This is a genomic window from Onishia taeanensis, from assembly GCF_900100755.1.
In the GTDB taxonomy this organism is placed as follows: domain Bacteria; phylum Pseudomonadota; class Gammaproteobacteria; order Pseudomonadales; family Halomonadaceae; genus Onishia; species Onishia taeanensis.
In genome coordinates, this window is the sequence record NZ_FNCI01000008.1 from 70,619 (window position 1) to 90,788 (window position 20,170).

Annotated in this window: 17 protein-coding genes; 8 read left to right on the forward strand and 9 right to left on the reverse strand. The window is 63.3% G+C overall.

Features of this window, described 5'->3' with window-relative positions; translation table 11 throughout:
* Window positions 1-154: 154 nt before the first annotated feature.
* From BLR71_RS11240 to BLR71_RS11250, 3 genes are all read left to right on the forward strand, one after another.
* Window positions 155-1,753 (forward strand): isocitrate lyase, encoded by a 1,599-nt coding sequence (locus BLR71_RS11240; RefSeq protein WP_092526157.1) that lies wholly within the window; start codon window positions 155-157, stop codon window positions 1,751-1,753.
* A gap of 419 nt (window positions 1,754-2,172) precedes the next feature.
* On the forward strand, window positions 2,173-2,391 hold the full coding sequence (locus tag BLR71_RS11245) for a hypothetical protein (RefSeq protein ID WP_092526160.1): 219 nt from the start codon (window positions 2,173-2,175) through the stop codon (window positions 2,389-2,391).
* Between the two features lie 351 nt (window positions 2,392-2,742).
* Complete coding sequence (locus tag BLR71_RS11250; protein ID WP_092526163.1) at window positions 2,743-3,225, forward strand: outer membrane lipoprotein; 483 nt, start codon at window positions 2,743-2,745, stop codon at window positions 3,223-3,225.
* A gap of 181 nt (window positions 3,226-3,406) precedes the next feature.
* Here the strand turns inward: BLR71_RS11250 and BLR71_RS11255 are convergent, their stop codons facing one another.
* On the reverse strand, window positions 3,407-3,691 hold the full coding sequence (locus tag BLR71_RS11255) for a hypothetical protein (RefSeq protein WP_092526166.1): 285 nt from the start codon (window positions 3,689-3,691) through the stop codon (window positions 3,407-3,409).
* Window positions 3,692-3,908: 217 nt separating this feature from the next.
* On the opposite strand from BLR71_RS11255, the gene slyD reads away from it, so the two are divergent.
* Window positions 3,909-4,391 carry a peptidylprolyl isomerase gene (slyD, locus tag BLR71_RS11260; RefSeq protein ID WP_092526169.1) on the forward strand — a complete coding sequence of 161 codons (483 nt, stop codon included), beginning with the start codon at window positions 3,909-3,911 and terminating at the stop codon, window positions 4,389-4,391.
* A 165-nt stretch (window positions 4,392-4,556) separates the two neighbouring features.
* Here the strand turns inward: slyD and BLR71_RS11265 are convergent, their stop codons facing one another.
* The 3 genes from BLR71_RS11265 to BLR71_RS11275 are packed head-to-tail and all read right to left on the reverse strand — an operon-like array spanning window position 4,557 to window position 8,084.
* Window positions 4,557-5,252 carry a DUF3047 domain-containing protein gene (locus BLR71_RS11265; protein ID WP_092526172.1) on the reverse strand — a complete coding sequence of 232 codons (696 nt, stop codon included), beginning with the start codon at window positions 5,250-5,252 and terminating at the stop codon, window positions 4,557-4,559.
* Window positions 5,249-5,875, reverse strand: coding sequence for a CDP-alcohol phosphatidyltransferase family protein (locus BLR71_RS11270; protein WP_092526175.1), 627 nt, complete (start codon window positions 5,873-5,875; stop codon window positions 5,249-5,251). The genes BLR71_RS11265 and BLR71_RS11270 overlap by 4 nt, the downstream gene beginning before the upstream one ends.
* Complete coding sequence (locus tag BLR71_RS11275; RefSeq protein WP_092526178.1) at window positions 5,853-8,084, reverse strand: FAD-dependent oxidoreductase; 2,232 nt, start codon at window positions 8,082-8,084, stop codon at window positions 5,853-5,855. Before BLR71_RS11275 ends, BLR71_RS11270 begins: the two co-directional genes overlap by 23 nt.
* A gap of 326 nt (window positions 8,085-8,410) precedes the next feature.
* On the opposite strand from BLR71_RS11275, the gene msrA reads away from it, so the two are divergent.
* On the forward strand, window positions 8,411-9,079 hold the full coding sequence (msrA, locus tag BLR71_RS11280) for a peptide-methionine (S)-S-oxide reductase MsrA (protein ID WP_092526181.1): 669 nt from the start codon (window positions 8,411-8,413) through the stop codon (window positions 9,077-9,079).
* Here msrA and BLR71_RS11285 read toward each other — a convergent pair.
* The 3 genes from BLR71_RS11285 to BLR71_RS11295 all read right to left on the reverse strand — a co-directional run bounded on the left by BLR71_RS11285 (window position 9,060) and on the right by BLR71_RS11295 (window position 13,610).
* Entirely contained in the window at window positions 9,060-10,259 is a 1,200-nt protein-coding gene (locus BLR71_RS11285) for an MFS transporter (protein WP_092526184.1), read from the reverse strand. The genes msrA and BLR71_RS11285 overlap by 20 nt on opposite strands.
* Before the next feature lie 55 nt (window positions 10,260-10,314).
* Window positions 10,315-10,923: a C40 family peptidase gene (locus BLR71_RS11290; RefSeq protein ID WP_092526186.1), complete on the reverse strand. Its 609-nt coding sequence runs from the start codon at window positions 10,921-10,923 to the stop codon at window positions 10,315-10,317.
* A 209-nt stretch (window positions 10,924-11,132) separates the two neighbouring features.
* On the reverse strand, window positions 11,133-13,610 hold the full coding sequence (locus BLR71_RS11295) for a DUF1266 domain-containing protein (RefSeq protein ID WP_092526189.1): 2,478 nt from the start codon (window positions 13,608-13,610) through the stop codon (window positions 11,133-11,135).
* A 293-nt stretch (window positions 13,611-13,903) separates the two neighbouring features.
* Between BLR71_RS11295 and BLR71_RS11300 the strand changes: the two genes are divergently transcribed.
* Together BLR71_RS11300 and gabT are read left to right on the forward strand one after the other, a co-directional pair.
* A complete protein-coding gene (locus tag BLR71_RS11300; protein WP_092526192.1) occupies window positions 13,904-15,343 on the forward strand; it encodes an NAD-dependent succinate-semialdehyde dehydrogenase in 1,440 nt (479 codons plus the stop codon).
* 29 nt (window positions 15,344-15,372) lie between these two features.
* Window positions 15,373-16,671, forward strand: a complete 1,299-nt coding sequence (gabT, locus tag BLR71_RS11305) for a 4-aminobutyrate--2-oxoglutarate transaminase (RefSeq protein WP_092526195.1) — start codon at window positions 15,373-15,375, stop codon at window positions 16,669-16,671.
* 110 nt (window positions 16,672-16,781) lie between these two features.
* Here gabT and BLR71_RS11310 read toward each other — a convergent pair whose 3' ends face one another.
* Both BLR71_RS11310 and BLR71_RS11315 read right to left on the reverse strand, forming a co-directional pair.
* On the reverse strand, window positions 16,782-17,024 hold the full coding sequence (locus BLR71_RS11310) for a GlsB/YeaQ/YmgE family stress response membrane protein (protein WP_092526198.1): 243 nt from the start codon (window positions 17,022-17,024) through the stop codon (window positions 16,782-16,784).
* A gap of 327 nt (window positions 17,025-17,351) precedes the next feature.
* On the reverse strand, window positions 17,352-17,900 hold the full coding sequence (locus BLR71_RS11315; RefSeq protein WP_092526203.1) for a DUF924 family protein: 549 nt from the start codon (window positions 17,898-17,900) through the stop codon (window positions 17,352-17,354).
* A 556-nt stretch (window positions 17,901-18,456) separates the two neighbouring features.
* On the opposite strand from BLR71_RS11315, the gene BLR71_RS11320 reads away from it, so the two are divergent.
* Complete coding sequence (locus tag BLR71_RS11320; protein ID WP_092526206.1) at window positions 18,457-20,052, forward strand: solute:sodium symporter family transporter; 1,596 nt, start codon at window positions 18,457-18,459, stop codon at window positions 20,050-20,052.
* Window positions 20,053-20,170: the final 118 nt, after the last annotated feature.

The window sequence follows — 20,170 nt, forward strand, 5'->3', positions numbered from 1 at the left end:
TATTACGACAGATTTAATGCCATGTCCCCTTCGACCAAGGCAGCACAGACAAGATCGTCTGCCTGACTAACGCTTGATATATCCTGCAGCGCAGCATGAAGCACCCGACGCCGCATGCCGCCGCCAGGTATCACCAACCGATGAGGATGGCTCCATGTCAGCATATCAAGATGCAATCCAGACCCTGAACGCCCTGCGCGAGGCTCAAGGCGGCAAGTGGGACACCATCAACCCCGAGTATGCGGCGCGCATGAAGACCCAGAACCGCTTTCGGACCGGACTGGATATCGCCCGCTACACCGCCGGCATCATGCGTCGCGACATGGCCGCCTACGACGCCGACACCAGCCAGTACACTCAGTCGCTGGGCTGCTGGCATGGCTTCATCGGCCAGCAAAAGATGCTGGCGGTGAAGCGCCACCACGGCACGACCGACAAGCGCTACCTCTACCTGTCTGGCTGGATGGTGGCGGCGCTGCGCTCCGATTTCGGCCCGCTGCCGGATCAGTCGATGCACGAGAAGACCAGCGTGCCGTCACTCATCGAGGAGCTCTACACCTTCCTTCGCCAGGCCGATGCCCGTGAGCTTGGCCACCTGTTCAAGGCGCTGGACGAGGCCCGCGACAAGGGCGATCAGGTCGGTGCCCGGGCGATACAGGATAAGATCGACAACTTCGAAACCCATGTGGTGCCGATCATCGCCGATATCGATGCCGGCTTCGGCAACGAAGAGGCCACCTACCTGCTGGCCAAGAAGATGATCGAAGCCGGCGCCTGCTGCATCCAGATCGAGAACCAAGTCTCGGATGCCAAGCAGTGCGGCCATCAGGCCGGCAAGGTGACCGTGCCCCATGAGGACTTCCTCGCCAAGATCAACGCCGTGCGCTATGCCTTCCTGGAACTCGGCGTCGACGACGGCGTGATCGTCGCCCGCACCGACTCCCTGGGCGCCGGCTTGACCCAGAAGATTCCGGTCTCCCGCGAGCCCGGCGATCTGGCCAGCCAGTACAACCATTTCCTCGAGACGACCCCGGTCGCCTCAGCGGAAGATGTCGCCGAGGGCGACACCCTGATCAAGCTCGACGGCGAGCTCAGAAAGCCCGTGCGCCTGGCCAACGGCCTCTATCAGTTCAAGCCAGGCAGCGGCGAGGACCGAGTGGTGCTGGACTGCATCACCTCGCTACAGCACGGCGCGGATCTATTGTGGATCGAGACCGAGAAGCCGCACGTCGGTCAGATCGCCGGCATGGTCAATCGCATCCGCGAGGTCTGCCCGGACGCCAAACTGGTCTACAACAACTCGCCCTCCTTCAACTGGACGCTCAACTTCCGTCAGCAGGTCTTCGACGCCTGGGAGCAGGAAGGCCGAGACGTCAGCGCCTATGATCGCGGCGACTTGATGAACGCGGCCTACGATGACAGCGAGCTTGCCACCCTCGCCGATGACTGGACCCGCAATTTCCAGCGCGATGCCGCGCGCGAGGCCGGCATCTTCCACCACCTGATCACCCTGCCGACCTATCACACCGCCGCCCTGTCCACCGATGACCTGGCCCGGGGCTACTTCGGCGAGGAAGGCATGCTGGCCTATGTGGCAGGCGTTCAGCGTCAGGAGATCCGCAAGGGCCTGGCCTGCGTCAAGCACCAGGACATGGCCGGTTCCAACTTGGGCGATGATCACAAGGAGTACTTCTCCGGCGAAGGCGCCCTGAAGGCCGGCGGCAAGGACAACACCATGAACCAGTTCGCCTGATCGACGAACTCGCCACACCAAGCGAGTGATCACCCAGGGGAGGCCTTAGGCCTCCCCTTTTTGATGTCTGTTTTCCTGATCACCCAGCTCTCATGAAAGATATCGACAATTTCGCCGACGTTCTTCCCACCTTGTAGTCAGGTTACAACACCAGCTGCGGCCAATGAGGCATGGTCGATTCTGCTGTGCTGCACCATAGTCAAGTCACAGCGCAAGCCAGTGTCGCTACCCCGACTCAGGATCCCTTGCACTGAGCTACAACGAAGGCGCTCCGATCGATGACCCAGGCGCCTTGAGCGATGGTCTTTCCAAGCGTGTGACCACTTCGCCACTGCAGCGACGGGCACTTACCTGGCCCGGCATGAGTAGCAAACGGACCATAACGCCATCGCCGATGGCCACTGTACGAGGTGTTACACATGAACTGCATCGAACTGACCCACCAAGCCGATCTGATCGCCGACACGTTCAGCAAGCAGGAGCTCGCCAAACTGGTGGTCGCGCTGAAAGGCAAGCGGGAATCTCTGCAGCACGCCGTCGAAGTCATCGACACCGTTGATAGCCGCGCGGGTTACTCCCTCGACGACGCCTGGGATGAAGTCTTGACCGGTGACATGCCAGTGATCGAAGAGGACTGATTCACCAGCGTCACAAATCCGAACGAAGCAGCAGCTCAGCAACGACGCATCAAGTGATTGACCATGACCCATCCCGCCCGGCGGGATGGGTTTTTCATGTCTCGATAAGTCTCAGCAAGGGCGATATTCTGTCAGGCACTGCTTTCCGGCACTTCCGTCAGGCACTAATGTTAAGTACTAGTGCTAGGTACTAATTCTAGGTACTAACATTAGGCACCATGGCCATGCATTGCGGTCCAAACATAACTGGCCGAGCACCGAGAATGGCGTTAGACTAGTTAAAAAACACCGTTTCCTAACGATGCCAATCACACCCTAGTTTCTTAACGTGTAAGCGAAGGAGGATCTACCATGCGCTACCTCAAGTCACACGCTCTGCTTCCCGTGCTGGCCGCAGGCCTGCTGACGCTTGCCGGCTGCGCCAACACCAGCCCCTACTCAGGGGATGTATACACCGGCAACCAAGCGAAGACGGCGCAGTCGGTCAGCTATGGCACCATCACCGCCTTGCGCCAGGTACAGATTCAGGCCGGCGACCAGAACAGCGGTGCCCTCGGCGGCATCGGCGGCGCCGTCATCGGTGGCCTCTTGGGTAACCAGATCGGCGGCGGTTCAGGCCGGACGCTGGCTACCGCCGCGGGCGCCATCGGCGGCAGCGTAGCCGGCAAGAAGATCGAGGATTCCGCCAACCGGACCGCCGCCTGGGAAATGGAGATTCGCCGCGATACCGGTCAGAGCGTGGTCGTGGTACAGAAAGCCGACCGCGCCTTCCAGGTCGGGCAGCGCGTACGCCTGATCGGCAGCGGCTCTAACCTCAGCGTGGCTCCCTACTGATAGTGGCAGGCGCAGCAAAGGCGATTGAGGCCGCGTGAGCCTATAAGAAACGCAGAAGAGAAGGAACGCAAAAGGCCCGCGAGCATGCTCGCGGGCCTTGTCGTTTCTGGCTGGCGGGATCTCGGGCGGATCAGGCCCAGCAGCCACCACCCGCACACAGCGATGGTGGCTTCGCAGGGGCTCAGTGCAGCTTGACCCGGTTCATGGCCCAACCGATCAGGCTCTTGGCGAGCCACACGATCAGCGCCAGCAACAGCACAGTGAATACCATGTCGACCGGGCGCACCACGGTAGTAGCCCCCAGCACGGCAATCGCCGGGCACCAGACCCAGCGGTCGTCGCCACCGCTGGTCAACAGCGACGGCATCTTGCGCTCGAAGAAGGTTCCCAACACCCCGCTCCAACTCTTAACGGTCAATAACAGGATCACGGCAAAGGCGATCAGCCAGATCAGCGTCACGGTCATGGACATTCTCTCCAGCGGCATTCGTAGTCGGGTGAAAGATAGATGAACAATCGAATTCAGGGTATCCCTGCCTCGGATGACACGCAACTGCGGCTCACAGGCTTGAATCATCATCATGATCGCCCCGAACAAGCTGAAAAATCTCCAGACGCCCCTGACAGCCCTTGGGCCAGCGCGTTACCATTGCCGTGACATGCACTCACCGAAAGGTCCATCAATGCAAATTGCGCAGAATTCCGTAGTCGCGTTCCACTACACCCTGAAAAATGATTCTGGTGAGGTGCTGGACAGCTCCGAAGGTCGCGATCCGCTTACCTATATGCACGGCTCCGGCAACATCATCCCGGGTCTGGAAAAAGAGCTGGAAGGTAAGGCAACCGGCGACAAGCTGCAGGTGGCCGTGACACCGGAAGAAGGTTATGGCGAGATCCAGGAAGGCCTGGTGCAGGAAGTGCCGCGTGATGCCTTCCAGGGCGTCGAAGACGTGCAGCCGGGCATGCAGTTCCAGGCTCAGACTCAGGGCGGCCCGCTGATGGTCACCGTGACTCAGGTCGAAGGCGACACCGTTACCGTCGATGGTAACCATCCGCTGGCCGGTCAGAACCTGAACTTCGACGTCGAGATCGCCGAAGTGCGTGAAGCGAGCGAGGAAGAAGTCGAGCACGGCCACGTGCACGGCGAAGGTGGCGTGGAGCACTAAGCTCAGCCACACCGCTCAGCTCACGCTGACACGAAAGGGGCAGCCCATTGGGCTGCCCCTTTTTTTGCGCTTGCCTTGCGCCTTTTGCGCCTGCCGTAGATATGAACCGCCTATCAGACGATCGACGCCTCACCTGGCCAGTGCTCCTGCCCCGAACCACGAGTCTTACTGCCCCGGACAGCGAGGCGGCGCAGGCGAGTCGGAAAACGCCAAGCGGGCATACCAGGCAGTGGCATCACCCCCCGCATTGTCGCCATCGGTCATCAAGGCGACGCCGTTCAGGCGCGCCGGGCGTTCACCGAACAAACGGCCGAAGTCCTCACGCACATCGCGCACCTCGGCCACCCACTGCCCGACCGGCGCCCCCTTGCCCTCGAGCGCCAGCAGTTGGGCGCGATCGGTGAAGGCATTCGGCCAAGAGCTGCCCGCCGCCTGATTCGATGACCAGACATAGTTCACCGACTGAACCTGAAACGGCAGCCAGCCGGTCTTGCGCGCCACATAGACCCGGGCCGGATAGTCATCCCCGCCCTTGGTGGTTTCCACAAGCCCCGGATAGATAGACGAAACACGCCAGCACCAGTGCAGGTAGGGGGTGCGGTCGAGGTCGATCTCCTGCTCCAGGTACTTGGCCGAGGCCTGGCCACGGGCCTGCGCCCTGAGCACCTGTTCTCCGTCCAGCTCCACCAGCCGGTAGTCGGTTTCGCCATCGAAGTCGCGCGTCGACCAGCCCAGGATCTCGCTTGGACTGAAGCTGATCTCGGCTGCCTGCAACGGCCCTGCAAGAACGCTCAGCGCCAGGCCTGCCACCAAGAGCCCGCTCAGCGCCGAGGTCGGCCTGACGCGTCGCTGATCTCTCATGCGCTGCGCTCCCTTGCCTTGACCGTATGAAAGCCGCCCCATAGCCGGGTGCCGGTGGTCAGCAGGCAGGCCGCAGCGAAGATCGACGCCAGCACCGCAAAGTGTTCGGGCCACAGGCAGAAGGCCACAAAAGCCAGAATGGTTTCGGTGCCCTCGGTGAGGCCATGCAGGTAGTAGAACGCCTTGTTCTCGAAGCTGGGCCTTGCCAGGTCGTGCTTGGCGGCCATGATCGCGAAGGCCAGAAAGGAGCTGCCGGTACCCACGAAGGCGAACAGCAATAGCGCGGCGGCCAGCGCATTGGCCGGTGGATCCGCCAGGGCGAAGCCCAGCACCACCGCGGCATAGAACAGAAAGTCGAGGCCGATATCCAGGAAACCACCGGCGTCGCTTGCAAGCCCGGTGTGTCGGGCAAGGGCGCCATCCAGGCCGTCGCCCAGGCGATTGACGAGGATCGCCAGCAGCGCCCAGCCATAGGCCTGCTGCGCCAACAGCGGCAGCGCCAGCATGCCGATCAGGAAACTGGCCACCGTCACCTGATTGGGTGTCACACCGCTCTCGGCCAGCCCCTTGGCGAGCCTGGCCAGCGGCGGCTTGATCCACTCATTGGTCCAGCGATCGAGCATGGGATTCGCTCCTTGTAGCCGAGCGCTTGGCGGTGGCCGATGATTGGGCGCTGCGGCGACGCCAGGCGAAGTAGCGTTCGAGCCAGCCCAACAGACGCTCCGGCTTATGGGCATTCTTCCACACCCCGGCGCTGGCCTTGGCGGCCTCGGAGAAGGTCGGGTAGGGATGGATGGTCCCCAACAGCTTGTTGAGGCCGATACCGTGGGTCATGGCCAGGGTGTACTCCCCCAGCAGCTCGCCGGCGCCGTGACCGACGATGCTGGCGCCGAGGATACGATCCTTGCCCGGCACCGTCAGCACCTTGATGAAGCCTTCGGTGTGCTGATCGGCGATCGCCCGATCGAGCTCCGAGAAGCCGTAGCGGGTCACTTCGACCTCCACGCCCTGAGCGGCGGCCTCACGCTCGTTGAGGCCAACCCTCGCCACCTCGGGATCGCAGAAGGTCACCGCCGGCAGGTTGCGATAGTCGACGGTAAAGCGCTTGAACTCGCCAAACAGCGCGTTGACCGTGGCGTGCCAGGCCTGATGGGCACTGGCATGGGTCAATTGGAAAGGCCCCGCCACGTCGCCACAGGCCCAGATGTTCGGATGCAAACTGCGCAGGGTGTCGTCGACATCGATGGTGCCGTTGGCACGAGGCAGCACGCCGAGCCCCTCGAGACCGAAGCCACTGACGTTGGCCTCCCGGCCCACCGCCACCAGCAGTTGATCGAAGACCAGGCGCTCGGTCTCTACACCCTGCGGGCCTTCGCGCTCGATGACCAGCACCCGCCCGCTGTCGCCATGGCTCGGGCCCGGCTCGACCCTGACCGCCCGGGCACCCAGCGCCAGCCGCACGCCTTCGGCCTCGAACCGGCTCTCGACGACCCGGGCGATATCCTGATCTTCCCGGGAAAGCAGCTGAGAGCCTCTCTCGACCAGGGTCACACGACTGCCCAGCCGGGCGAAGCTCTGGCCCAGCTCGCAGCCGATCGGCCCGCCACCCAGCACCACCAGGCGCTCGGGCAGTGCCTCGAGCTGCCAGAGGTTGTCGGACGTCAGCACATCGCGCTCTTCCAGGCCCTCGAGCTCGGGCACCCGCGGCCGGGCGCCGGTGGCGATGATCACATGGCGGGTGGTCAGCACCCGATCGCCGACCCGCACTTCCCAGGGCGTCTGCAGCCAGGCATCGCCGTGAATAACCTCGACGCCGAGGCCGCGATAGCGCTCCGGGCTGTCATGGGGCTCGACCTCCTCGATGGCGCGGTGAACGTGGCCCATCACGGCCGGGAAATCCACTTCGGGCTCGGCGGCCGACAGGCCAAAGCGCTGGGCGTCGCGCATGTCCTGAGCGAGGCGCGCCGAGCGAATCAGCGCCTTGGAGGGCACGCAGCCGGTATTCAGGCAGTCGCCGCCCATCTTGTCGCGCTCGACAAGCGCCACCTTCGCCTTGACCGCCGCGCCGATATAGCTCGCCACCAGCCCGGCCGAGCCCGCGCCGATCACCACGATGTCATAGTCGTAGTGCCGGGGCTTGTCGTACTGGCGAGCAATACGGCGACGCTTGGCGATCTCCACGCCCCAGCGGGCCAGCCAGGGAAAGACACCGATCAGCGCGAAGGAGACCAGCAGCCCCGGGGACAATATCCCGCCCAGCGATTCGAGGGTTCCCAGCTCGCGGCCAGCATTCACGAAGACGGCGGTGCCCGGCAGCATGCCCAGCTGGCTGACCCAATAGAAGGTGCGCAGGCGCATCCGGGTCAGGCCCATCACCAGGTTGATGACAAAGAACGGGAACAGCGGAATCAGGCGCAGCGTGAAGAGGTAGAAGGCCCCTTCCCGCTCGATGCCGCGGTTGATGCTGTCGAGCTGGCGGGAAAAGCGTCGTTCCAGCGGCGTGCGAGCCAGGGTACGCGCGATCAAAAAAGCGAGGCTCGCACCGATGGCACTGGCAAACGAAATGATCACCAGGCCAAGGCCGAGCCCGAATAGCGCCCCGCCGAGCAGGGTCAGCAGCGTGGCCCCTGGAAGCGATAAAGCGGCCATCGCCACGTAGATCGCAAAGAAGCCGCCGATCACCGTCAGCGGGTCCTCGGCAAGCCAGGCCTGGAATTGCGCCTGTTCGGCCTTGAGGGTATCCAGGGTCAAGAGTTCGTGGGCGCCGCTCAAGAAGAAAGCGCCGACCGCCAGGGCAATGAGGGCAAGAATGACGAGGCGTTGTCGGTTCAACGGATATACTCCTTAAATGACGGATGCGGCAGCGACTCGGAACCGGTCATACCCATTTGAGTCGCACGCCGGGATGCTTCCTTACAGACCCGAAGCGGGATCTTTCATTCCGTGCCGATCGAAAGCTACGCCGAAGACCTGAGAGCGGGCGCCCGGCTTTGGGGCCTTGCCTTCAAGCGAGTCTTCAAGCCCGCCTTCAAGTGCGTCTTCAAGCATGAGTTTGGCGCGAGACCGGGAACCCTAGGCTCAACTTCTTATCCAACTGTCATCCCAGCTTTCAGGTTCCATCCAAGCCACTCGGGATTGCCAACACATCGGGAGTGATCATGGTCCAAGACTCACATCTTGCTACACGCTTCGCTTTCCTGGCCACGCATCGCTGGTTCAGGGTCCTGCCCATTGCCCTCGCCCTTGGCGCCTCGGCAGACGCACTCGCCGCCGACCCCAAGGAAGCCGTCTTCGCCGGCGGTTGCTTCTGGTGCATGGAAGAGGCCTTCGACAAGGTGCCGGGGGTCCTCAAGACCACCTCAGGCTACAGTGGCGGCAGCGCCGATACCGCGACCTACCCGCAGGTCTCTGCCGGGCAGACCGATCATGCCGAAGTGGTAGAGGTAGAATATGACCCGGACGAGGTCAGCTATGATCAGCTGCTCAACGTATTCTGGCGCAACATCGACCCCTTCGCCGTCGATCGCCAGTTCTGCGATGCCGGTACCTCATACCGCAGCGCCATCTTCCCTATGGATGACCAGCAAAGCGCCTTGGCCAAGGCCAGTCTCGACGAGATGCAGGCCCGCTTCGAGCGCGACATCGCCACCCAGATCGAAACCTTCAAGGCTTTCTATCCCGCCGAGGATTACCACCAGAACTACTACAAGACCAACAGCCTGAGATACAACTTCTACAAGTCTGCCTGCGGACGAGTCGACCGCCTCGAAGAAGTCTGGGGCGATGAAGCCGGCACCCAGGGTGCGCTCAGCGCTCAGGCGCAATAACCGACCTTCCACCCCGTCGCCACAGCCAGACGCTGAGGGCGAGCGTTATCAGAAGGACCAGCTCGGCGGCCAGGATGACCCCTCCCCAGCCGCCGAACTGCCAGAACGGCTCCAGGTAAAAGCCCCCCAGGCTCGCCCCCAGATAGTAGAACACCAGATAGAGTGCCGTGGCGGTGCCCCGGGCTCGCTTAGCGTTGCGCCCGACCCAGCCCGATGCCGTCGCATGGCACAGAAAGAAGCCAAAGGCGCTGATCGTTAGCCCGACCACGATCACCCAGAGCCCGTCGCCCAGGGTGACAAGACTTCCCAGCATGAAGATGCCAATGCCCGCCATCATGCACAGCGGCGATGCCCAGCGCTGCGACAGCCGCCCCGACCATGCCGAGCCCAGGGTGCCGCCTAGATAGGTCAGAAACAGCATACCCAGCCACTGAGAACCCAGCCCGAAGGGCGCCGCGCTCAACCGGAAGGTGATATAGCTGTATTGGTTGATGAACACCATGAAATTCAGGCCGCCGATCAGGCAGGCCACCAGCAGTACCGGGGTGTTCAGATGGCCCTTGATGCCGGAAAGCGCCTCGGCCAGGCAAAAGCGCCCCGGGGTGAAGTGCCGCGCCGGCGGCAGCAGTCGCCAGAATATCGCCGCCCCGACCAAGCTGATGGTGCCGACCACCAGAAAGCTCAACGACCAGCCTCCGACCTCGCCGGCCCAGCCGCCCATCACCCGGCCGCCGATGCCGCCAAGGCTATTGGCGCTGATGTAGAGCCCCACGGCCAGCATCATTGCCTGGGGCTCGAACTCGTCGCTCATCCAGGCCACGGCGACCGCCGGCAGGCCGGCAAGCACCAGCCCCTGCAGCAAACGCAGCCCCAACAGCCCGGCAAAGCTGGGCACCAGGGCGATCGCCAGCGAGCAGAGCGCGACCAGCAGCAGGCTGACCCGCATGATGGTGCCCCGCCCCAGGGCGTCGGATAGCGTGCCGTAGATCAGCAGCGACGCGGCCAGCGCAAGGCTCGGGCAGGACATGACCAAGCTTGCCATCAGCGTCGAGACGCCGAAGGTGTTGCGCAGCTCCGGCAGCAGCGGCTGCGGGGCATAAAGATTGATGAAGACGATGAAAGAGCCCAGGCAAAGTGCCAGGGTGGCTCGCCACCAGTCGCGAGTGTGAGCCTGAATCATAAGGGATCAGTCATATGGCATCCGAAGATGTCGGGCCCGCCTAAGCGGGCTCGGTTCAGCCGCTGCTGGCCAGAAGCGCCCGCTGAGCGAGCTGCGTCGGCGCCAGCGGCCGGCGCGCCTGCCAGAAATAGCGACGCCAGTAGCTGTTGTCGAGGCGTGAAAGGGCAACGCCCTGGGACGACGATGCATGCAGGAAGAAACCGTCACCGACATAGATGCCGGCATGGCGATAGCTCCCCGGCGGACGGAAGAACACCAGGTCACCGGCCTTGAGATTGCCGCGCTCGACGCGCCGCCCCTGATGCACCTGCTGCGAGGTGGTGCGGGGCAGCTCGGTTTCGAAACGCTCACGGAAGATGGTCTGGATCAGCGCCGAGCAGTCGATGCCATGCCGGCTCTGCCCGCCCAGCCGATAGGGCGTGCCCAGCCAGCGCTCGTGCTCTTCCAGCAAGGCATCCCGGATCACCTCGCGACTCGGGTGGCGCAGCTCCTGGTGGTCGAGCAGCGGGTTATCCACCGGTGACATGGGGCCGCGGGAGAGTCCCGGCAACTGCATGGCAAAATAATCCGGCGGCACCTCGGAGGCTGGCGGTGGCGACGTCGCACAGCCCGCAAGCCCGGCTAGCAGCGCCAAAAGCACTGTCGTAACGGCAATCCGCGACATCGCGCTGACCTCCTCCTAGTGGTCCGGACTTCGCCGCGGCGACTCCGAGTGAAAAGGTTGACGAGCCCTGGCAACTAGCAGGGCAATGGCAAGCAAAACAAGCATGATAGCGACAGACGGCGGGTATGACGAGCCCTGACGGCCCGGCCCACGGGCAACAGGCCCTCTTCAGCGCCCCTGGCCAGTGCCTGCTCCCCTAGTATTCAACCCTAATGCAGGGTGCGCGCATCCCCCGGCAGCGTATCAATATGCATCGGCGCCCAGTGGCGCGGGCGGGCGCCGGGGAAATCCAGGCTCGCCCAAGGGCCGGCCAGCGGCGGCGCCCCGGTCAGCCAGCTTATCAGCGCCTCACGGAAGCTCGACAGAAACGCCTTGCGTTCATCGGTCTCGCCCATGAAGAACGAAAAGCCGGCATAAAGCCCACGGGCGTAGGCCTGCCAGCCCGGATAATGCTGAGCGGCAAGCGTTGACGCCCGATCGAGGGCGGCACTGAACTGCGCTTCGCTCAGCCAGGTCAACTGGCGCCCGGCAATCGCCAGGTCCACGGCCTGGGCGATATCCCAGGCGGCCATATCGAAGGCATTGCAGCCGGCATCGTTGTCGCGCACCCGCTTCAAGCGCAGCAGATGGTTGCGCTCCTCCTCGCTGCAGTCATCGCTCTCGAGGATCTCGATCTCGGCCTTGAGCCGCGCGGCATTGAGGGTATAAGGCGCATAGTTGATCTGGTATTCCTGGCGATCGCCAACCGTCAGCAGGTAATCGAGAAACTCCCTGAGCGCCTCGCCGTCCTGCAGGGCGTAATGGCCATCGATCCACTCCCGAATGGCCTCCACCTCGCGATCGCTCTCCGGCAGAGGCTCACTCCAGGCACCGCCGTTGAGGGGGCCGACCAGAGCCAGGGCGGTAAAGCGTGGCAGGCTGAGCCGCGGGCCCGGCTCCTGCCAGCTGGCCCCTGCCTGCCAGTCGAGCCAGTGAAAGGGGCTGCCAGGGTCGTCGCGGTGCCAACGAATCTCGTGGGCCAACGAGACCGGCGTGCTTTGCTCCAGCGGCGGCTCGGGCAGCGCGGTTTCCCAGCAGGCCCAGGCATTGAGCAACCGGCGCGCATCCGGATAGAAGTGGCAGAGCACCCCGCGCAGCGATTCAGCCAGGCGTGACAGGCCTTCGGCCTCGAACTCCTCGCTGTCGTCGGCCATCTGCAGGTAGAAGGCATATTTTTCGGCCATGTGAATGGTGGCCGAAAAACGGCTGCAACCGCGTAGCGCGTCGCGCTTGGCAATCCCGTCTGCGGCGGGCTGACCGAAGGGCGTGGTCAAGCTCGGCAAGGCCCCATGATCGGCGTCAGCGGCCAATTGATTGAGGTGGTGCGCCTGCGCCGGCAACCAGTAGCGGGCAAGCCCGGCCACGCCGTCATCCGGATAGAGGCCGAGCACTTCCTGAAGATAGTGACGCGCCTCCTTGCGGATCGGCTCGGAGACCGTGAACGCCGGGCCCTGGCGCATCAAGAGTTCGGGCTCGCGGATCGATGCCAGCGCCAGCACCCAATGACGGGCGTCGGCGCGCCAGGCCCGCATCGCCCGGCGTGAGGCGTCGAGACAGTCCGGGTCCTGAAGCGTCGCCAGCGGCTCCCGCCAGGGGCTGGCCGATGACTGCAAGAGCAGCCCCCAGTCGCGGTTGAGGTCGCCTACGCTATCGCGCCCCTCGAAGAGGCTGCGGCCGCGCTGATAGGCGGTCACCATCGCTACCCAGTCGCTGTAGCGGCGCGTGATCAAGTCCAGGGCGTGGTGAGCAAAGGCCTGCGCCTCGGCCTGGTCGAGCCAGCCAAGCGCCAGGCCGCTATAGGCCAGGTCGACCAGCCGCAACCAATCCCAGGCCGCCCATTCCAGGGTTTCGCCGCGCTCGAGAAAGCCCAGCAATACCTTGCCGGAGGCCATCGCGTCGCCCGTCTGCCCGGCGAGCCAAGCCTCACGTTGCCCGCGGGAGGCCTCGAGCAGCCGGTTGGCATCCAGATCCCAGGCATAGCGATCGCCCTGGCCGGCCAGCCACAGTAAGAGGCGCACTAGGCCAGCGCGATCACTGATCTGCCACTCCTTGGCGAGAAAGGCACGGGCCTGGGGGGCGTCCAGGGCCTCATCGGCATCGCTCACCAGCAGGGGGGCAAAAGCGGCGCGCAGCCGCCAGGCCTGGTCGCCGGCAGACGACGGCCATAGCGGCGCCCGGCGGCGGCGCCTAACGGTCTCAGCGAGCAGCTCCCAGGTAATGCCGGCCCCTTCATGCTCCAGGGACGACAGGGCCGCACAGGCCTCCAGGAAGCCGTCGTCCCCCCGCTCCCAGTCCAGCGCACTGCGGGCCTGGCGCAGCACGGCCAACCAGTCCTCGAGACTGTTGCAGTGCGCGCAGATGTCAGTGGCGATACGAGCTACCCAGGCATGCGCCTGCTCGGCGGGCAGCCAGCCGGCTGCCGTCGCTAGCGCCAGCAGTTCCAGGCTTTCCAGATGGCCGAGGGGGTTCACGTTGCCGGGCGAAAAGGCCTCGATCAGCCGCCAGCCCAGCTCGCCGCGATCCGTCACCTCCATGTCGGCCAGCCGCTGAACCGCCAGATCCGGTTCCACGGCCGTCGGGTCGGGCGAAAAGGCCCAGTCGCACAGCACCAGTTGTTGAGCCCACCAGGCACTCAGGGGATCGACCAAGACTCACCTCACCACGCGCAGCTTGTCATCAAGACAACCATAGGAATTTTTGGCGCCTAGTTTAGCGGAAACTGGGGGCTTCGCCGATGCCTAGCTTGCAGAGTCACGACATGCATCAGCAGAAAAGCCGGCCCATAGCGCCCATCCATATGATTCTTAAAGGGCTGAACCTCTCCCTTGAGACCGGCGTGTAGTAGGCCTTGACGAAGCATCTCGATAAGGCTTGGCGGATTGTTTTAAATAATGCACACTCGTTGAAAATGATGACAACACTCCCTGGAGGCCTGTCGACGATGTCGTCCGATCTACTGATGTCCAATGCCTATATCAACGGCCAGTGGCGCGAGGCGCCGACGCGCTTTGCCGTGACCAACCCCGCTACCGGCGACACCATTGCCGACGTCGCAGATCTCGACGGCGACGCGGCCCGTGACGCCGTGGCCGCCGCCGATGCGGCCTGGCCTGCCTGGCGCAAGCGCTCCGCCAAGGAACGCTCAGCGCTGCTGCGCCGCTGGTTCGACGCCGTGATAGCGCATCAAGAGCCGCTGGCGCGCCTGATGACCCAGGAGCAGGGCAAGCCGCTGAAAGAGTCGATGGGCGAAGTCATCTATGGCGCCAACTTCATCGAATACTACGCCGAAGAAGCCAAGCGCATGGCCGGCGAAACTCTGCCCAGCCACAGCGACGACAAGCGCCTGATGGTGATGCGGGAATCGATCGGTGTAGTGGCGGCCATCACGCCCTGGAACTTCCCGCTGGCGATGATCACCCGCAAGGTGGCCCCGGCCCTGGCTGCCGGCTGTACGGTGGTCATCAAGCCCGCCGAAGCCACCCCGCTGACCGCCCTGGCACTGGCCAAGCTGGCCGAAGACGTGGGCCTGCCGGCCGGGGTGCTGAACGTCGTCACCGCCAGCAAGCCGGCGGAGATCGGCGAAGTGCTGACCACCGACCCGCGAGTGCGCAAGGTCTCCTTCACCGGCTCCACTCCTGTCGGCAAGAAACTGCTCGAGCAGTGCGCCGGCACCGTCAAGAAGGCGTCCATGGAGCTTGGCGGCAATGCGCCCTTCATCGTCTTCGACGACGCTGACCTGGACGCCGCCGTGGAAGGCGCCATCGCCTCCAAGTTCCGCAACTCAGGCCAGACCTGCGTGTGCACCAACCGCCTGCTGGTTCAGGACGGCGTCTATGATGCCTTCCTCAACAAACTCGCCGCCCGTGTCAGCGAACTTCGCATCGGCAATGGCCTCGAAGGAGATGTCGACCAAGGGCCGCTGATCAATGCGGCAGCCATGGAAAAAGTGCAGTCCCACGTGCGTGACGCACTGGAACATGGCGGCCGTCTGATCTGCGGTGGCGAACCCCACTCGCTGGGCGGTACCTTCTATCAGCCCACGGTGATTGCCGACGTGACGCCTGAGATGCGAGTGGCTCGGGAAGAGACCTTTGGCCCCCTAGCCCCCGTCTTCCGCTTCACCGACGATGCCGAGGCCATCGCCATGGCCAATGCCACCGAATTTGGCCTGGCGGCCTACTTCTACGCCCGTGACTATGCCCGCATCTGGCATGTGATGGAGGCGTTGGAATATGGCATGGTGGGCATCAACGAAGGGATCCTCTCGACCGAGCTGGCCCCCTTCGGCGGCATCAAGGAATCCGGGCTTGGCCGTGAGGGATCACGTCACGGACTGGACGACTACACTGAACTGAAGTACGTGTGTATTGGCGGCCTCTAAGCGCCAGCTGACCCTGACAGGAGAGATTGATGAATAACGCCCAACTCAACGAACTCAAGCAGCGCTACGTCGCCAACGGCGCCGCCAGCCCGGCTACTCAGTTTGCCGATCGTGCCGAGAATGCCCTGATCTGGGATGCCGATGGCAACCGCATCATCGACTTCGCCGGCGGCATCGGTGTGCTCAACATCGGTCACCGCCATCCCAAGGTCGTGCAGGCCGTCAAGGACCAGCTCGACCGCGTGATGCACACCTGCCAGACCGTGATGCCCTATGAAGGCTACGTGAAGGTCGCCGAGAAGCTCAGCCAGGTCACGCCGGTGCGCGGCCATGGCAAGGTCATGCTGGCCAACTCCGGTGCCGAGGCGCTGGAAAACGCGGTCAAGATCGCTCGCGGCGCCACCGGCAAGAACAACGTCATCTGCTTTGACGGCGGCTACCACGGCCGTACCTTCATGACCATGGCCATGAACGGCAAGGTCGCCCCCTACGCCACCGATTTCGGCAGCATGCCGGGCAACGTCTTCCGTGCGCCCTATCCGGTGCCGTACCACGGCGTCAGCGAAGATGAAGCGCTGCGCGGCCTGAAGATGGCGCTCAAGACCGACGCCAACCCCAAGGATACCGCCGCCATCGTGCTGGAACCGGTACTCGGCGAGGGTGGTTTCTATCCGGCGCCGACCAGCTTCCTCAAAGCAATCCGTGAGATCTGCGACGAGCACGGCATGCTGATGATCATCGACGAAGTGCAGTCCGGCTTCGGTCGTACCGGCAAGCTGTTCGCCATCGAGCACAGCGGCGTCGAGCCCGACATCATCACCATGGCCAAGAGCATGGCCGACGGCATGCCGATCTCCGCCGTCGTGGGTACCGACAAGGTCATGGATGCCTGCGGCCCCAACTCACTGGGCGGCACCTACACCGGCAGCCCGGTTTCCTGTGCCGCGACCCTTGCCGTGCTGGACGTCTTCGAGGAAGAAGACATCCTCGGCAAGAGCCAGGCGCTGGGTGACAAGCTGGCCAAGCGCTTCGCGCAGTGGCAGCAGGACTTCGACTGCGTCGACAACGGCCGCAACATGGGCGCCATGGCCGCCATCGACCTGGTGTCCGACAAGGCCAACCACACGCCGGATGCCGACCTGGCCGGCGCGCTTTGCAAAAAGGCGCGCGAGAAAGGGCTGATCCTGCTGTCCTGCGGTCTTTACGGCAACACCATCCGCTTCCTGATGCCGGTCACCATCGAGGACGAGGTCCTGGAAGAAGGCCTGGCCATCATCGAAGAGACCCTCAAGGAACTGGTCGGCAGCAAGAGCGCCGCTACCGCCTGATCGCCATCCGCGGATGACGCGGCGGGACCCGCCTTGAAACGAAACCGCCCGGCCAATTGGCCGGGCGGTTTTTTCGTTTGCGGACAAGTCGCAAAGGCAAGGCAGTGGCGTCAGCCCGTCTTGACCTTGGCGATGATCCACAGCAGCACCACGGCGCCCACCGTTGCCGTGACCAGCGAACCAATGAAGCCCCCGGCAGACAGCCCCAACAGGCTGAACAGGAAGCCGCCCACCAGCGCACCGACCACACCGACGCCGATATTGCCCAGCAGGCCAAAGCCACCGCCCTGCATGATGTTGCCGGCAATCCAGCCGGCCAGACCACCGATGATCAACCACGCAATAATGCCCATAGAATGCTCTCCTTTGCTGTGAGGTGTTGCCTGACTACCTTCAGATGGACCTTCAGATAGACCTTCAGATAGACCTTCAGATAGCGCCTTTTCGGGGGTGACGCTAATACAGTACGTCTACACCGTACTCATATAACAGCCCCCACGAAACGGTGCTTGTAAAATGCTACGAATAACCCGCTATCGATATACAGTCCGTGACACAGTGTTCGCAACGCGAGACGCCTGACATACGCCCTTACCCGAGCATCCTCGCGGATAGGTCTTGCCACCTACAGAGCCACTCTTCACCGGGTACCGAGCACCGCAATGCTCGCTGCCAAGGGCTCAGAACCCTGAGCCCGGCTGCTCCAGAAAGGCCAGTTCCTCGGCGCTGGATTCCCGGCCCAGAATGGCATTGCGGTGTGGGTAGCGTCCGAAGCGCAAGAGGATATCGCGATGGCGATGCTCGAAACGCAGGTTTTCCTCGAGCCCCGGCTGATCGAAGAGCCGCAGCGCGTCTTCATGTACCAGCAGGGATTCGCTGTGCATGTAGGGCATGTAGAGGAAGGGCCGCTGGCGGGTCGTCAGGGCTCGATCGGCACCCTGAGCCACTGCCTCCTGGGCCAGCACGAGTGCCACGGCATCCTGCGCGAAGGCCATTGGCCGGTCGCGGTGCATGTTGCGCGAGAATTGATCCAACACCAGAATTTCGGCCAGACGGCCCTCCGGGGTTGAGCGCCAGGCCGCAAGCTCACCACGGCGGGCCGCCTCCCAGGCCGACTCGAAGCGTTTTTCAATCAAGGTATCCAGAGCCTCGTCCTTGGCGAACCACTGCTTGGGGCTCAACTCCTCGAACCAGAAGTCGATGACTGCCTCGGGCCCGTCGTCGGCCATGCTTCACTCCCTCGTGTCGATGACGATCAGGACGGCGACCGGCCGCGATGCCGGTGACTGACACGCCTTGATACGATGAAATTCCTGTTTTCATCCTAGTCGACTCTCCGCCCTGCCCCAAGCCACACTCGACAGCTCGGCCGAGTCGCCTGCGGCTTGGCCAGCTGAACGGCGAGATCCCACACCGCCGGCCACGTCTTTCGGAAGTGACTGATATATCGAACATAACCCACAAACCACACCTGAAGCTTGCGCTTGCGCGCCGCCCCTAGACGCGAGCTTGAAAGCGGGCGGCACGCTGTCACGGCAACATCGTGCGACAAGAACCGGCGGCAAAAGCGGGAATAAGCACTAGGCTGAAGAGCCAGGAAGGCGCTTTCAGAGGCCGACGATGATGACAAATTTGGCCGCCATGGCAGACCTTAGACGAAAGGCGCATAGAGCTTTCACCTGAGGCTCCCTAGCATCGGCCCCCACGTTCGTAAAGTTACTCCATTCCTTGGCAAAAAGACGCCCAAGCCGCCTCATTTGCCCGCAGTTTAAGGATTATTTCACCGTGCATGCCCTGACCCTGGCGTCGTTCGTGTTCTTTACCGGGCTGGTCGCCTTTATCACCTGGCGGATCACCCGGCGCGACGACCATACAAGTACCCAAGGCTACTTCCTGGCCGGCCGTTCCCTGACCTTCCCGCTGATCGCCGGCTCACTGCTGATGACCAACCTGTCCACCGAGCAGATGGTGGGGCTCAACGGGGCGGCCTTCAGCGATGGCCTCTCCGTGATGGCCTGGGAGGTCGTCGCGGTCATCGCCCTGGTGGCGCTGGCGCTGTTCTTCCTGCCGCGCTTTCTCAAGAGCGGCATTGCCACCCTGCCCCAGCTGCTGTCGATCCGCTTCGATGCCGGCACGCAACTGATTACCAACGTGATCTTCTTGATCGCCTATGCCGTGATCCTGCTGCCGATCATTCTCTATTCCGGGGCCATCGGCCTGCAGGGCATGCTCGACCTGTCAGGACTGATCGGTATCGAATCCAGCACGACTCTGCTGTGGCTGACCGTGTGGGTCGTGGGCCTGATCGGCTCGGTCTACGCCCTGTTTGGCGGCCTGCGCACCGTTGCCGTGTCCGATACGCTCAACGGTATTGGCTTGCTGGTCGGCGGTTTCGTGATCGTGTACTTCGGCCTGCAGGCCGTCAGCGCCGATGGCGGCGTGCTCGCCGGCTGGGAGATCCTCAAGGAAACCAATCCGGACAAACTCAACTCGATCGGCGGCCCGGAGCAACAGGTTCCCTTCTTTACCCTGTTCACCGGTGTCTTCCTGATAAACGTCTTCTACTGGACCACCAACCAGCAGATCATCCAGCGCACCTTCGCCGCCAAGAACCTCGCCGAAGGCCAGAAAGGCGTGCTGCTGACGGGCTTCTTCAAGTTGCTGGGGCCCCTCTACCTGGTACTGCCAGGCATCATCGCCTATCACCTCTATGCCGATCAGGGCGTAGCGGCGGATGAAGCCTACGGTCGTCTGGTATTCGACGTGCTGCCGCCCTATCTCACCGGTTTCTTCGCCGCGGTGATGGTCGGCGCCATTCTGTCGTCCTTCAACTCGGCGCTGAACAGCACCACCACCATCTTCAGCCTGGGCATCTACAAGGGCGTATTCAAGAAGGACGCCACCGAAGATCAGGTGGTCAACTGCGGCAAGGTGTTCGGCTGGGTCATGGCCTTCGTCTCGATGACCATCGCCCCACTGCTGGCAGGCCAAGAAAGCCTGTTCGGCTACCTGCAGAAGATGAATGCCATCTACTTCATCCCGATCCTTGCCGTGGTGGTCGTCGGCCTGCTGACCAAGCGCGTACCGCCGCTGGCCGCCAAGATCGCCTTGATCGGTGGCTGTCTGCTGATCTTCGCCGGCTACTTCGTGCCGCCGTTCAACAAGCTGCCGACCATCATGCATGAGTTCCACTTCGTGGCCGCGGTCTTCGTGCTGCTGGTGGCGGTCATGCTGATCATCGGCAAGCTGCGCCCCCGCGACACCGACTGGGTGCAGGAGGACAGCAAGGCCGTCGACCTGACGCCTTGGAGAGGCGCCGTGCCCGCCGGCATCGTGCTGGTGATCCTGGTGATCGCCATCTATGCCGCCTTCGCCGGCTAGCCGATCACGGACCAGGCACTGATCAAGCGCTTACCTGAGTGCTGAATAAGCACTAAGCACTGACACAAGCACTGGCTGAGTCCTCGCTCGACGCCCTGCCACCCGGCAGGGCGTCGTC